This window comes from Lysobacter arenosi (assembly GCF_016613475.2).
GTDB classification, from domain to species: Bacteria; Pseudomonadota; Gammaproteobacteria; order Xanthomonadales; family Xanthomonadaceae; genus Lysobacter_J; species Lysobacter_J arenosi.
Genome location: NZ_CP071517.1, coordinates 800798 through 815617, shown reverse-complemented (window position 1 = coordinate 815617; position 14820 = coordinate 800798). Strand labels below are relative to the sequence as shown.

The window sequence follows — 14820 nt, the reverse complement described above, 5'->3', positions numbered from 1 at the left end:
GGGGGACTCGATGGGATGAGCTTACGCCGCTCACTGCGACGACGACCACGCCTGGCGTGGCCTCCACGTGACAACGCAGGTGGGCTGCGGGGCTGATCCCGGCGTCGGCCGGGATGACGGGTCGAGGGGAACCGGGGTGGGCAGGAGTAGTAGAATCGCGGTTTTCTCGCCCCCCGGCCCGCCATGTCCGTCGAATCCCAGCTGCTCGCCCTGTCCCCGCTCGATGGCCGCTATGCCGGCAAGGTCGATGCGCTGCGCCCGATCTTCTCCGAGTACGGCCTGATCAAGGCGCGGGTCAAGGTCGAAGTGGAATGGCTGCTGGCGCTGGCCGACGAGCCGGGCATCGTCGAGCTGCCGCCCTTCTCCAAGGACGCCGCCGCGCGCCTGCGCGCGCTCGCCGACAACCTGTCGCCGGCTGATGCCGCCCGGGTCAAGGAGATCGAGCGCACTACCAACCACGACGTCAAGGCGGTCGAGTACTTCATCAAGGAGCGCCTGAAGGACGATGCCGGCCATGCCTTCGAAGAGCTCGGCCCCGCGCTGGAGTTCGTGCATTTCGCCTGCACCTCCGAGGACATCAACAACCTCAGCTACGCGCTGATGCTCAACCAGGCGCGCCAGTTCGTGCTGCTGCCCAAGCTCGATGAGCTGATCCAGACCCTGCGCACGATGGCGCACGAGCACGCTGCACTGCCGATGCTCTCGCGCACGCACGGCCAGACCGCCTCCCCGACCACGGTCGGCAAGGAACTGGCCAACGTGGTCGCACGCCTGCAGCGCCAGGGCGAGACCCTCGCCGCCGCGCGCATGCCAGGCAAGATCAATGGCGCCGTCGGCAACTACAACGCCCATGTCGCGTCGTATCCGGACGTCGACTGGCCGAAGTTCTCCGAGCACTTCGTCCATTCGCTCGGCCTGAACTGGCAGCCTTACACCACGCAGATCGAGCCGCACGACGGCATCGCCGAGGTCTGCGATGCGCAGCGCCGCATCGACACCATTGCTGTGGACCTGTGCCGCGACGTATGGGGCTACATCTCGCTGGGCTACTTCAAGCAGGCCGTCAAGGCCGGCGAAGTCGGCAGCTCGACGATGCCGCACAAGGTCAACCCGATCGATTTCGAGAATGCCGAAGGCAACTTCGGCATCGCCAACGCGCTGTTCGAGCATTTCGCCGCCAAGCTGCCGATCAGCCGCTGGCAGCGCGACCTGACCGACTCCACCGTGCTGCGCGCACTGGGCACCGCATTTGGCCATGCCCTGATCGGTTTCGATGCGCTGCAACGTGGCCTGGGCAAGCTCAGCGTCAATCCCGAGCGCCTGGCCGCCGACCTCGATGCCTCGTGGGAAGTGCTGGCCGAAGCCGTGCAGACGGTGATGCGCCGCCATGGCCTGCCCAATCCGTACGAACAGCTCAAGGCGCTGACCCGCGGCCAGGGCATCAACGAAGCGTCGATGCGCGAGTTCATCGCCACGCTGGAACTTCCGGCCGCGGACAAGCAGCGCTTGCTGGAAATGACGCCGGGCAGCTACACCGGTCTGGCCGAGAAGCTGGCGCGCGAGATCTGACAAGCCATGGAACATGGCGATGAAGCTGCTGCTCAACATCGACGTCGATGACCTGCCCAGGGCCGAGGCGTTCTACATCGCCGCCTTCGGCCTGAGGCCGGCGCGCCGCTTCGGTGATGCAGTAGTGGAGTTGCTCGGCGCCGACGTTCCCATCTACCTGTTGCACAAGGCCGACGGCAGCACCGGTGCCGGCGGCCATCCACGCACTTACGACCGACACTGGACGCCCGTCCATTGCGACGTGGTGGTCGACGACCTGGATGCCGCACTGGCCCAGGCCATCGCCGCCGGCGCGCGACAGGAAGGTGCCATCCGCGAAGCCGACTGGGGCCGCATCGTCACCCTCGCCGACCCGTTCGGGCATGGCTGGTGCATCTTGCAGTTCCGCGGCCGTGGCTATGACGAAATATCGACACCAAGCAGCACGACATTGAGCAGCACGACATGACCAGGAAAACCGTGGCAGCGAAGAAGCCGGCCCCGCAGGCAACCCCCATCGAAATCGACGCGTCGGCGATGCCGCCGCTGGGCATGACGCCCGAACGCTTCCTGCGCGACTACTGGCAGAAGAAGCCGCTGCTGATCCGCAACGCGTTCCCCGGCTACCAGTCGCCCCTGCAGCCGGAGGACCTCGCCGGCCTGGCCTGCGAAGAGGCGGCGTTGTCGCGGATCGTCATGCACGATCGTGCGAACGATCGCTGGACGCTGCGCCACGGCCCGTTCGAGGAGGCCGAGTTCCCCGGCATGCCGCACCACGACTGGACCTTGCTGGTGCAGGACATGGACAAGTGGGACAGCGACATCGCCGCGCTGCTGCCGGCGTTCTCGTTCCTGCCGCGCTGGCGCATCGACGACGTCATGGTCTCCTTTGCCGCGCCAGGCGGTTCGGTGGGCGCGCACGTCGACCAGTACGACGTGTTCCTGCTGCAGGCACAAGGCCATCGGCGCTGGCAGATCGATGCGAGCGAGAATCCGCCACTGGGTTTCCGCAACGACGTCGAACTCAAGCTGCTGAGCGAGTTCAATGCCAGCCACGAATGGGTGCTCGGCCCGGGCGACATGCTGTACCTGCCCCCGGGCGTGCCGCACAACGGCGTCGCCGAGGATGCCTGCCTGACCTTCTCGGTCGGCATGCGCGCACCGTCGGCCGCAGAACTGCTGGGTGACTTCGTCGATACGCTCGCAGCCGATGCCGACGAGGCCCTGCGCTACGCCGATCCGGACCTGGCGCCCGCCACCGATCCGGCCGAAATAGATACCGCAGCCATGAACCGCGCCGTCGAGGCGCTGAACATGCTGCGCATGAACGACCCGGATCGCCTCGGCGAGTGGTTCGGTCGTTTCATGACCGTGTACCGCGCCGCCGGCGAGGTCCAGCCCGGTGCCGATCCGCGCTCGCGCATCGAGATCGAGTGGGACCTGCAGCACGAGGCCGCCCTGCACCGCCACCCGTGGTCGCGCATGGCCTGGCGCCGTGCCCACGACAAGGGCCAGCCCTCGCAGTTGTTCGTCGCCGGGCAGTCGTACGCGTTGCCGGCCGACGATGCCTCGGCGATCGCCAATGCCGTCGTACTTGATGGCGCGACCTACGCGGGACTGAGCGAGGCCGGACGCGACTGCGTGGTTGGCCTGCTCCAGGCCGGCCACTACCAGCTGGTCCTGGCGGACGAAGAGGAATGAACGATATGAGCCAGGCCGGCCGCGCGTTCCGGGTCGAGGCCGTCGCTTTCCAGCAGGCCATGGCCGAGCTGCGCGTGGTGCGCGACGCGGTGTTCGTCCAGGAACAGGGTGTCCCGGTCGAGATCGAGCGCGACGCGCTGGACCCGCTCTGCGTCCATGTCCTCGCCCGCGACGGCGAGGGCGAGCCGATCGGCACCGGCAGACTCACCCCCGACCACCGCATCGGCCGCATGGCGGTGTTGCCCTCCTGGCGCGGCCGGGGCGTAGGCGAGGCCCTGCTGCGTGCCCTGCTCGCGCAGGCCCGGCAACTGCGCTGGCCGATCGTGAGCCTGCATGCGCAGGTTCCGGCGATCGTGTTCTATGCCCGCCAGGGGTTCCTGCCGTACGGCGATCGCTTCGTCGAGGCGGGTCTGGACCACCAGTCGATGCGACTGGCGCTGGACACGGTCAACGCCGTGGAGCGCCGCGATGCCGGCATCGCCGCCACGGTGGGGGTGATTGCCAATGCCCGCCGGCGCCTGTGCATCTACAGCCGCGAACTCGACCCCGGCCTGTTCGACCAGCCCGAGGTCCTGGCCGAGCTGCGCCGCTTTGCCGTGGCCGGCGGCGAGGTGCGGATCCTGTTGCAGGACCCGGCCGCGCCGCAACGCGCCATCGCGCCACTACTCGGACTGGCGCAGCGCCTGACCAGCGCGTTCGGCCTGCGTGCGATCGAGGAACCGGTGGACCGTGACTACCCCGGTGCCTACGTCGCCAACGACGATGGCGGCTGGTACTACCGTCCGCTCGGCCATCGCTTCGACGGCGAGACCCGTCTCGACGACCCGGCCCGCGGCCGCCAGCTGCGTGCCCACTTCGATCCGGTCTGGGAACGGGCCCGGCCTTGCAGCGAGTACCGTTCGCTGGGCCTGTAATGGCAAGGCACCATTACCCGGTTTCGCCCTTGAAGCAGCCTCCGGCGACCCAACGCTATGTGACCAGGGCTTGGCCGCTGCGGCTGTTTCGACATAAGTGTTAGCCGTTTAGCACCAGCCAAGGGCTATAATTCCGAATCTTGGCGCCTGAATAGCCGCACAAGCGTGCAATCCAGGCCTCCTCCGACTTCTCCCACTCGAGTTTCCCGATCACCATCGTGGACAGTCTCCTGAAGCAGTTCTCCCAGTCCTCCCAGCTCGGCGCCAATGCCGCTTTCGTCGAGGACCTGTACGAGCAGTACCTGGTTTCCCCCGACAGTGTCGACCCGAAATGGAAGGCGTACTTCGACGGCTTCAAGGGCCGCGAAGCCGGTGACGTGCCGCATTCGGCCGTCATCGACAACATCGCCCTGGCCGGTCGCATGGCTGCCCGCGGGGTGGTCTCCGTGGCCGCCGGTGCGGGCGACGAGCGCGAGCGCGAAGTCGGCCGCCTGATCACGGCGTACCGGTCGCGTGGCCACCTCGGTGCCGACATCGATCCGCTTGGCCTGCTGGTCAAGCCGGAGGCGCCGGACCTGGAACTGGGTTTCCACCACCTGACCGCCAACGACCTCAAGGCCGAGTTCAGCACCGGCGGCGTCGGTGGCAATGAGCGCATGAAGCTGGGCGACCTGCTTGCGCTGCTCAAGGCCACCTACACCGGCCCGATCGGCGCCGAGTTCATGCATATCTCCGACTCCGAACAGCGGCGTTGGTTGTATGAGCGCCTGGAAAAGGCCGGCGGCAAGTTCGGCCGCACCGCTGAAGACAAGAAGCGCATCCTCGAGCGGCTCACCGCCGCCGATGGCCTCGAGCGCTACCTGGGCACCAAGTACGTTGGCCAGAAGCGCTTCTCGCTGGAAGGCGGCGACGCGCTGATCCCGTTGATGGACTCCACCGTTCGCCGCGCCGGCGAACAGGGTGCCAAGGACGTGGTCATCGGCATGGCCCACCGCGGCCGCCTCAACGTGCTGATCAATACGCTGGGCAAGCCGCCGCGCCACCTGTTCGACGAGTTCGAAGGCAAGTTCGAGCACGTCCACAGCGACCTGGCGCACCAGGGCGACGTGAAGTACCACATGGGCTTCTCGGCCGACGTCGCCACCCCGGGCGGCCCGGTCCACCTGGCGCTGGCGTTCAACCCGTCGCACTTGGAAATCGTCGACCCGGTCGTGGTTGGCAGCGTGCGTTCGCGCCAGTCCCGTCGCGGCGACCAGGGCCACCACCAGGTGCTGCCGATCCTGATCCACGGCGACGCCGCGTTTGCCGGCCAGGGCGTGGTGATGGAGCTGTTCCAGATGTCGCAGGCTCGCGGTTTCCGCGTCGGCGGCACGGTCCACGTCGTCATCAACAACCAGGTCGGCTTCACCACCAGCGCCGTCCAGGACGCGCGCTCGACCCTGTACTGCACCGACGTGGCCAAGATGGTCGACGCGCCGGTGCTGCACGTGAACGGTGACGATCCGGAAGCGGTCGTGTTCTGCGCCGAGCTGGCGCTGGACTTCCGCAACCGCTTCGGCAAGGACGTGGTCATCGACCTCGTCTGCTACCGCCGCCACGGCCACAACGAGGCCGACGAGCCGGCAGCGACGCAGCCGGTGATGTACCAGGTCATCCGCAAGCACAAGACGCCGCGCGAGCTGTACGCAGCCAGGCTGGTCGCCGAAGGCACGCTCAGCGCCGACGAGGCGCAGGCACTCGTCGACGGCTATCGCCAGAAGCTCGACGACGGCGCAGTCACCACCGAAGTGGTCGAGGTTAAGCCGGACGAGTTCACCATCGACTGGTCGAAGTACCTGTCGGGCAAGCTCACCGACAAGGTCGACACCACCTTCGATCGCAAGAAGCTCGACAAGCTGGCCGTCACCATCAATGACGTCCCGGCCGATCTCAAGCTGCATCCGCGCGTGGCCAAGATCTACGAAGACCGCCGCAAGATGTCCGCCGGCGAGCTCGGCGGCGACTGGGGCTTCGCCGAGAACCTGGCCTACGCCACGCTCGTCGACGAAGGCTACAAGCTGCGCCTGGTCGGCCAGGACTGCGGTCGCGGCACGTTCTTCCACCGCCACGCGATCCTGCACGAGCAGACCAACGACGAGTACGTCCTGCCGCTGCGCCGCCTGGTCAAGAACCCGTCGGACGTCACCATCATCGACTCGCTGCTCAGCGAGGAAGCGGTGATGGCGTTCGAGTACGGCTACGCCACCGCCGATCCCATGACGCTGGACATCTGGGAAGCGCAGTTCGGCGATTTCGCCAACGGCGCGCAGGTCGTGATCGACCAGTTCCTGTCCTCGGGCGAGGCCAAGTGGGGTCGCCTGTGCGGCCTGGCGCTGTTCCTGCCGCACGGCTACGAAGGCCAGGGCCCGGAGCACAGCTCCGCGCGCCTGGAGCGCTTCCTGCAGCTGTGCGCGCTGGAGAACATGATCGTCTGCACGCCGACCACGCCGGCGCAGGCCTACCACATGATCCGCCGGCAGATGCGCATGACCACGCGCAAGCCGCTGGTGGTGATGACGCCCAAGTCGCTGCTGCGCCACAAGCTGGCGGTGTCGAGCCTGGACGAACTGGCCAAGGGCGAGTTCCAGCAGTTGATCCCGGACGCATCGGCCGACGTGAAGAAGGTCAAGCGCGTCGTGTTCTGCGGCGGCAAGGTCTACTACGACCTGCTCGAGGAACAGCAGAAGCAGGGCCTGACCGACGTCGCCATCGTCCGCGTCGAACAGCTGTATCCGTTCCCGCGTCCGCAGCTGGTGGCCGAACTCAAGCGCTTCACCAAGGCCACCGACGTGGTCTGGTGCCAGGAAGAGCCGCAGAACCAGGGCGCGTGGTACCAGATCCGCCACCACCTGGCGGCCTGCCTGCAGTCCGGGCAGACGCTGCACTACGCAGGTCGTGCGCGTTCGCCGTCGCCGGCTGCCGGTCACCTCGCCGACCACGTCGCCGAGCAGGCCGCGCTGGTCGCCGACGCGCTGCGCAACCCGCTGCGCGGCGAAGTCACCGCAGAGTAAGCACCGTGTCGCCCCGGGCCGCGCATGCGGCCCGGGAAACAGAATCCTCGCCGCGCATGCGGCCCGGGAAAACAGATTCCTCTTACGTTCGGAATGACATTAGGACGCACCCCATGAGCACCGAGATCAAAGTTCCCGTTCTGCCCGAATCCGTCTCCGACGCCACCATCGCGACCTGGCACAAGAAAGTCGGCGACGCGGTCAAGCGCGACGAGAACCTGGTTGACCTGGAAACCGACAAGGTCGTCCTGGAAGTCCCCTCGCCGGTCGACGGCGTGCTGAAGGAAATCAAGTTTCCGGAAGGCACCACTGTCAACAGCGAGCAGCTGATCGCCATCGTCGAAGCGGGCGCCGTCGCCGCTGCACCTGCCGCTCCGGCAGCTGCTGCCGCCGCGCCTGCGGCAGCGCCTGCTGCGGCACCGGCTGCGGCCGCGCCTGTCGCGGCCAAGGCCGCTCCCGCTGCCTCGGCTGCTGCCGACCTGCCGCCGGGCGCGCGCTTCACCGCCGTCACCCAGGGCATCGATCCGGCACAGGTCGAAGGCACCGGCCGTCGCGGCGCGGTGACCAAGGAAGACCTGGTCAACTACGCCTCGGGCAAGGGCGTCGGCGCTGCCGGCGGCGCGCGTCCGGAAGAGCGCGTGCCGATGACCCGCATCCGCGCCCGCATCGCCGAGCGCCTGATGCAGTCGAAGAACTCGATCGCCATGCTGACCTCGTTCAACGAGGTCAACCTGGGCAAGGTCATGGCCATGCGCAAGGAGCTGGGCGAGCAGTTCGAGAAGGCCAACGGCATCAAGCTCGGCTTCATGAGCTTCTTCGCCAAGGCCGCCGCCAACGCGCTGCAGAAGTACCCGGTGGTCAACGCCTCGGTCGACGGCAACGACGTGATCTACCACGGTTATGCCGACATCTCGATCGCCGTGTCGACCGACAAGGGCCTGGTCACGCCGGTGCTGCGCAATGTCGAGCGCATGGGCTTTGCCGACATCGAGAAGGGCATTGCCGACTACGCCAAGAAGGCGCGCGACGGCAAGCTCGGCCTCGACGACCTGCAGGGCGGCACCTTCACCATCACCAACGGCGGCACCTTCGGTTCGCTGATGTCGACGCCGATCGTCAACCCGCCGCAGTCGGCGATCCTGGGCATGCACGCCATCAAGGAGCGCGCGATCGTCGAGAACGGCCAGGTCATCGCCGCGCCGATGATGTACATCGCGCTGTCGTACGACCATCGCATCATCGACGGCAAGGAAGCGGTGCTGTTCCTGGTCGACATCAAGAACCAGCTCGAGAATCCGCACCGGATGCTGCTGGGCATGTAATGCCTTGAGCCACCTGCCCTTCCGGGCAGGTGGTTTGCTCCTTCCCTTTTGAGGGAAGGCAATGAAAAGCTAAGGATCAAAGACGTGAGCGAACAGCAGACCTTCGACGTAGTCGTCATTGGCGCCGGCCCGGCCGGCTACCACGCCGCCATCCGCGCCGCCCAGCTCGGCCTGAAGACCGCGTGCATCGACGCCGCGCTCGGCAAGGACGGCAAGCCCGCCCTCGGCGGCACCTGCCTGCGCGTGGGTTGCATTCCGTCCAAGGCGCTGCTCGACAGCTCGCGCCAGTTCTACAACCTGCAGCACCTGTTCGGTGAGCACGGCATCACCACCAAGGACGCCAAGATCGACGTCGGCACCATGATCGCCCGCAAGGACAAGATCGTGAAGCAGTTCACCGGCGGCATCGCGATGCTGTTCAAGGCCAACAAGATCACGCCGTTCTATGGCTTCGGCCAGCTGCAGCCGGGCAACGTGGTCAAGGTCAAGCAGCACGACGGTTCCGAAGTCGAGCTCAAGGCCACCAACGTCATCCTTGCCGCAGGTTCGGATTCGATCGAGCTGCCGTTCGCCAAGTTCGACAACGACACCATCGTCGACAACGTCGGCGCGCTCGACTTCACCGCCGTGCCCAAGCGCCTTGGCGTGATCGGCGCCGGCGTGATCGGCCTGGAACTGGGCAGCGTGTGGAAGCGCCTGGGCGCCGAGGTGACCATCCTCGAAGCCCTGCCCGACTTCCTCGCCGCCGCCGACGCCGAAGTGGCCAAGACCGCAGCCCGCGAGTTCAAGAAGCAGGGCCTGGACATCAAGCTCGGCGCGAAGGTGAGCAAGGCCGAGATCAAGACCAAGGGCAAAGCCAAGGAAGTCGAGGTCACCTACTCCGACGCCGAAGGCGAGAAGACGATCGTCGTCGACAAGCTTCTGGTCTCGGTCGGCCGTCGCGCCGCCAGCAAGGGCCTGCTGGCCGAGGGCACCGGCGTCAAGCTCGATGCACGCGGCATGATCGAGGTCGACGAGCATTGCCACACCGGCGTCAACGGCGTCTGGGCGGTCGGTGACTGCGTGCGCGGCCCGATGCTGGCGCACAAGGGCTTCGAGGAAGGCATCGCCGTTGCCGAGCTGATCGCCGGCCTGCCGGGCCACGTCAACCTCGACACGGTTCCGTGGGTCATCTACACCGAGCCGGAGATTGCCTGGGTCGGCAAGACCGAGCAGCAGCTCAAGGCCGAAGGCACGCCGTTCAAGACCGGCAGCTTCCCCGTTCGCCGCCATCGGCCGCGCCGTGGCGATGGGCGAGCCGGCCGGCTTCGTCAAGGTCATCGCGCATGCCGAGACCGACCTGGTCCTGGGTCTGCACCCTGGTTGGCGTCGGCGTCTCCGAGCTGGTGCACGAAGGCGTGCTGACGATGGAGTTCAAGGGTTCGGCCGACGATCTGGCACGCATCTGCCACGCCCACCCGACGCTGTCGGAGGCGATCCACGACGCCGCGATGGCGGTCGACAAGCGCTCGATTCACAAGGCGAACTGATCGGCGCGCCGATCTCGTCGCAATGAACGAGCCGAAAGGCCGCCATCACGCAGGTGCTGGCGGCCTTTTGCTTTTCCGCACAGGACACGACCATGGCCGACGCAAATCCGATCCGTAACGTCTCCGACACCGCCGCGTGGGTGGCGGTCTATCGGGCGATGGAAAGCGACCGGCCGGACGCGATCTTCCGCGATCCGTATGCACGTCGCCTCGCCGGCGAGCGCGGCCAGGCCATCGTCGACGCGATGCCGCAAGGCGCCTCGATGAGCTGGCCGATGGTAGTGCGCACGGCCGTGATGGACGAGATCATCCTGCGCTGCGTGCAGGAGGGTGCGAAAACCGTCCTCAACCTGGCCGCCGGCCTGGACGCGCGCGCCTATCGCCTGCCGTTGCCGGCGACCTTGCGCTGGCTGCACGTCGACCTGCCGGAAATGGTCGACTACTTCCGCCGGCACATGGCGAGCGAAACGCCGCACTGCGAAGTCGAGTTCATTGCCGCGGACCTGCGCGAACGCGCGGTGCGCCAGCAGGTCCTGGCGCACGCGGCGGGGCAAGGTCCGCTGCTGGTGATCACCGAGGGCTTGCTGATCTACCTGGAGTCCGAGAATGTCGCCGAGCTCGCCGCCGACCTGCATGACCTGGCGCAGGCAAGGTGGTGGCTGACCGACCTGGCTTCGCCGCGATTGCTGAAGTTCCTCGAGAAGCGCTGGTCGCCGAAGCTGCGCGAGGGCAACGCCCCGTTCCGGTTCGGTCCGGCCGAAGGCACTGCGTTCTTCGCGCCGTTCGGCTGGACGGAAGCCGAGTTCCGCTCCAGTTGGACCGAATCAATACGCCTCAACCGCACCGCGCCGCATGCGTGGCTGTGGAAGCTCCTGCGGCTGCTGCAACCGAAGCGGTTGCGCGAGGAGATGGTGCGCATGTCCGGCATCGTCCTGCTGCGCGCGCGATGAGCGCCCCGCTGTCAAACACTCACTGCAACCTGGATCCATCCGAATGAAGAACGTCTGCGTCTACTGCGGCTCCAATGCCGGAGCCAAGCCGATCTACACCGAGCGCGCGATTGCCCTGGGCACCGAGCTGGCCAAGCGCGGGCTGGGGCTCGTCTACGGTGGCGGCAATGTCGGCCTGATGGGCGTGGTCGCCGACGCCGTGCTTGCCGCGGGCGGCGAAGTGATTGGCGTGATTCCCGAGCAGCTGGTCAACTGGGAGGTCGCGCACAAGGGCGTGACCAAACTCGAAGTGGTCGGTTCGATGCACGAGCGCAAGGCGCGCATGTTCGACCTGTCGGACGGGTTCATCGCGATGCCGGGCGGTTTCGGCACGCTCGACGAAATGTTCGAGATGCTCACCTGGCGCCAGCTGGGCATCGGCGACAAGCCCTGCACTTTCCTCGACGTGGACGGCTTCTACGAGCCGCTGATCGCGATGCTGGACCGCATGGTCACCGAACGCTTCCTGCATCCGGACCAGCGCGACGACCTGTGGCACGGCGACGATATCGGCGCGATGCTGACGTGGATGCAGGCATACCAGCCCGCGGCCGCATCGAAGTGGATGGATGAGAAGCGGCGCAAGGCGCTGCGGTAGCGGTCCGTCGCGCGATATCCGCGGATATCATGCGTTGAACTACCCCCACTTGGTCCCGGCGTTCGCCGGGATGACGGAATCAAGACGATGACGATGCCGACTTCCTTCAACGCCTTCCGCATCCACAACGACGACGCCGGTTATCGCAGCGGCATCGAGCAGATCGCGCTCGACGACCTGGCGGCGGGCGAAGTCGTCATCAGGACCGCCTACTCCTCGGTCAACTTCAAGGACGCGCTCGCCGGCACCGGTCAGGGCAAGATCCTGCGGCGCTTTCCTCTGGTCGGTGGCATCGACGTCGCCGGCCATGTGGTTGCGTCGACCGATCCGGCGTTTCGCGAAGGCGATGAAGTGCTGGTCACCGGTTGCGGACTCAGCGAGACCCGCGATGGCGGCTATGGACAGTACGCGCGACTGGAATCGAAGTGGGTGATCCCGCTGCCCAAGGGCCTGAGCCTGCGCGAGAGCATGATCCTGGGCACCGCCGGATTCACCGCCGCGCTGGCGCTGCTGCGCATGACCGAGAACCGGCAGACGCCCGAGCTCGGCCCGCTCGCCGTCACCGGTGCCAGCGGCGGCGTCGGTTCGCTGGCGCTGGACATCTTCAGCCGTGCCGGATTCGAAGTGCATGCAGTCAGCGGCAAGGCCGAGCACGCCGATTACCTCAAGGCCATCGGCGCCAGCCAGGTGCTCGGGCGCGATGCCCTCGCCACCACGCGGCCCATGGAGACGGCGCGGTTCGGTGGCGGACTCGACAACGTCGGCGGACCGATGCTGGCCAGCCTGCTGGCGCAGACCACGCCGTACGGCAACGTCGCCAGCGCCGGACTCGCCGCCTCGCCCGATCTCGACGCAACCGTGATGCCGTTCATCATTCGCGGCGTTTCCCTGCTCGGCGTCGCTTCGGCAGGCACCGCCCGCGACATCCGCGAAGCGGTATGGCAGCACCTGGCAAGCGACTGGAAGCCGCGCCACCTCGATCGCATCTGCATGCGCGAAGTACGCCTGGAACAGCTGCCTGAGGTTTTCGCCTCGATGCTGGCAGGCGGTTCGCTCGGACGGACGGTGGTAGCGGTAGCCTGATCGGGATCCCACTACCGGCACCGGGTTCCCGGTTCGGGATCCTGAAGCCGCTGCACATTCACCCCGCTATTGCGGCCCCACCGCCGACCGCTACAATCGCGTCAAGTTCAGGGGGAAACATATGGCGCGCATTCTGATCGTCGACGACTCGCCGTCGCAGTTGATGGGCATCCGTCGCATCGTCGAGAAGCTTGGCCACGAAGCATTGACGGCCGAGGACGGCGCCGCAGGGGTGGAAGCGGCCAAGCGCGAGCTTCCGGACATGGTGTTGATGGACGTGGTCATGCCCAACCTCAACGGGTTCCAGGCAACGCGTTCGATCTGCCGCGACCCGAGCACGTCGCACATCCCGGTCGTGCTGGTCACCACCAAGGACCAGGACACCGACCGCGTCTGGGGCATGCGCCAGGGCGCCAAGGCCTACATCACCAAGCCCTTCAGCGAGAGCGACCTGGCCGACATCATCGCCCAGATGATTCCGGCCTGACGGCCCCGGTCTGACTGGCGACCCTGCACGGCAGGGTCGCCAGCACGCTCAAGCGCGACGCCAGTCGTCGCCGAATGCCTCACGCATCGTTTCGTACGCTTGCCGCTGCGCGTCGTCCTGCGCGCGTGGCGCGAGCACTTCCAGCTCGACCAGCTGATCGCCCGCCGCCACCTTGCCCGATGCATCGCCGGGCAACCCGCGTCCGCGCAGGCGCAACTTGCGGCCGGCCTCGGAGTTGGCGGGAATCTTCAGTTCGACCGCACCGCCCAGGGTCGGCACGCTGACCGCGGCTCCCAACGCCGCTTCCCACGGCGCCACCGGCAGCACGTAAATCACGTTGCGACCGTCGACTTCGAACTGCGGGTGGGCGGCGTATTCGATCTCCAGCAACAGGTCCCCTTGCGCGCCCTGCCCGCCCAGGCGGATCACCTGGCCGGGACGGATGCCCTTGGGAATGCGCACATCGAGCGTGCGATCGTTGACCGAGATGCGCACGCTGCCACCGTCATGGACGGTTTCCAGCGACACGGCGAGCTTCGCGCGCGTGTCGCCGCGCGGCTGTGCACCGCGCTGGCCGAAACCACCGGTGCGACCGCGTCCGAACATGCTCTCGAAGAAATCGCTGAAGCCGCCGCCGGCACCACCGCCGGCGAAAATCTCGTCGAAGTCGACGCCGCCGCCGTAGCCGCCGCCACCGAACCCGCCCGGCGGAGGCTGCACCTCGTCGCCGGGGCGATAGCCGCGCGCGCGCAGCTGGTCGTAGGCCGCGCGCTTCTGCGGGTCGCGCAGTGCTTCGTAGGCTTCGTTGATCGCCTTGAACTTTTCCTCGGCGCCGGCTTCCTTGCTGACGTCCGGATGGAACTTGCGGGCGAGCCGGCGATAGGCCGTCTTGATCTCGGCTTCACCGGCGCTGGGCTCGACGCCCAGGGTCTCGTAATAATCCTTGAACTGCATGCTCTGGCTCCATCATTGCAATGGCCATGGCCTCGGGCCCGACGTGGCGGGTCGAGGCAGACAATGGCAGCCGCGCAGTCTATTTCAAGTGACTTTGACGCGGCATTCCTGGCGCTGCCAGTATGGTGCCCATTCTCACCGGAGTCCCCCATGACCATCCAGATCGGCGATCACATCCCCGAGGTAACCCTGCAGCGCATTCGCGAAGGCGTCGAAACCCTCGACACCAATGCCCTGTTCGACGGTCGCAACATCGTCCTGTTCGCGGTGCCCGGTGCCTTCACGCCGACCTGCTCGGAGAAGCACCTGCCCGGCTTCGTCCAGCACTTCGACGAGTTCCGCAGCCAGGGTGTCGAAGTGGCCTGCATGTCGGTCAATGACCCGTTCGTGATGCAGGCCTGGGGCCAGAGCCAGCACGTGCCCGAGGGTCTGATGATGCTCGCCGACGGCAACGGCGACTTCGCCCGCGCACTCGGCCTGGAACTGGACGCCAGCGCCTACGGCATGGGCCGCCGCGCCCGTCGCTTCTCGCTGTACGCCGAGGACGGCGTGGTGAAGCTGCTCAACGTCGAGGCACCGGGCGAGTTCCGCGTGTCATCGGCCGAGCACATGCTGTCCCAGCTCAAGCAGGACCTGTGAAGCTTC

At 66.9% G+C, this 14820-nt stretch carries 12 protein-coding genes and 1 pseudogene; 12 read left to right on the top strand and 1 reads right to left on the bottom strand.

Features of this window, described 5'->3' with window-relative positions:
- The first annotated feature begins 183 nt into the window (after positions 1-183).
- The 11 genes and pseudogenes from purB (at position 184) to pilH (ending at position 13221) form a co-directional block, all read left to right on the top strand.
- Complete coding sequence (gene purB / locus HIV01_RS03865; protein ID WP_200605030.1) at positions 184-1569, top strand: adenylosuccinate lyase; 1386 nt, start codon at positions 184-186, stop codon at positions 1567-1569.
- A gap of 19 nt (positions 1570-1588) precedes the next feature.
- Positions 1589-2017 carry a VOC family protein gene (locus HIV01_RS03860; protein ID WP_200605029.1) on the top strand — a complete coding sequence of 143 codons (429 nt, stop codon included), beginning with the start codon at positions 1589-1591 and terminating at the stop codon, positions 2015-2017.
- On the top strand, positions 2014-3249 hold the full coding sequence (locus tag HIV01_RS03855) for a cupin domain-containing protein (protein WP_200605028.1): 1236 nt from the start codon (positions 2014-2016) through the stop codon (positions 3247-3249). The genes HIV01_RS03860 and HIV01_RS03855 overlap by 4 nt, the downstream gene beginning before the upstream one ends.
- A 5-nt stretch (positions 3250-3254) precedes the next feature.
- Positions 3255-4163: a GNAT family N-acetyltransferase gene (locus HIV01_RS03850; RefSeq protein ID WP_245156906.1), complete on the top strand. Its 909-nt coding sequence runs from the start codon at positions 3255-3257 to the stop codon at positions 4161-4163.
- Between the two features lie 218 nt (positions 4164-4381).
- Positions 4382-7213: a 2-oxoglutarate dehydrogenase E1 component gene (locus HIV01_RS03845; RefSeq protein ID WP_200605027.1), complete on the top strand. Its 2832-nt coding sequence runs from the start codon at positions 4382-4384 to the stop codon at positions 7211-7213.
- Positions 7214-7326: 113 nt separating this feature from the next.
- On the top strand, positions 7327-8535 hold the full coding sequence (gene sucB, locus HIV01_RS03840; protein WP_200605026.1) for a dihydrolipoyllysine-residue succinyltransferase: 1209 nt from the start codon (positions 7327-7329) through the stop codon (positions 8533-8535).
- Between the two features lie 84 nt (positions 8536-8619).
- Positions 8620-10064, top strand: a pseudogene (gene lpdA / locus HIV01_RS03835) (dihydrolipoyl dehydrogenase).
- Positions 10065-10156: 92 nt separating this feature from the next.
- Complete coding sequence (locus HIV01_RS03830) at positions 10157-11014, top strand: class I SAM-dependent methyltransferase (RefSeq protein ID WP_200605024.1); 858 nt, start codon at positions 10157-10159, stop codon at positions 11012-11014.
- Positions 11015-11057: 43 nt separating this feature from the next.
- Positions 11058-11651, top strand: a complete 594-nt coding sequence (locus HIV01_RS03825) for an LOG family protein (protein ID WP_200605023.1) — start codon at positions 11058-11060, stop codon at positions 11649-11651.
- An 87-nt stretch (positions 11652-11738) separates the two neighbouring features.
- Positions 11739-12734: a YhdH/YhfP family quinone oxidoreductase gene (locus tag HIV01_RS03820; protein ID WP_200605022.1), complete on the top strand. Its 996-nt coding sequence runs from the start codon at positions 11739-11741 to the stop codon at positions 12732-12734.
- 121 nt (positions 12735-12855) lie between these two features.
- The gene (gene pilH, locus HIV01_RS03815) at positions 12856-13221 is read left to right on the top strand and encodes a twitching motility response regulator PilH (protein WP_200605021.1); all 366 of its coding nucleotides are present in this window, start codon (positions 12856-12858) and stop codon (positions 13219-13221) included.
- Between the two features lie 48 nt (positions 13222-13269).
- On the opposite strand, the gene HIV01_RS03810 is transcribed toward pilH, so the two are convergent.
- Positions 13270-14175, bottom strand: a complete 906-nt coding sequence (locus HIV01_RS03810; protein WP_200605020.1) for a DnaJ C-terminal domain-containing protein — start codon at positions 14173-14175, stop codon at positions 13270-13272.
- A 150-nt stretch (positions 14176-14325) separates the two neighbouring features.
- On the opposite strand from HIV01_RS03810, the gene HIV01_RS03805 reads away from it, so the two are divergent.
- The gene (locus HIV01_RS03805; RefSeq protein ID WP_200605019.1) at positions 14326-14814 is read left to right on the top strand and encodes a peroxiredoxin; all 489 of its coding nucleotides are present in this window, start codon (positions 14326-14328) and stop codon (positions 14812-14814) included.
- The last annotated feature ends 6 nt before the right edge of the window (positions 14815-14820 follow it).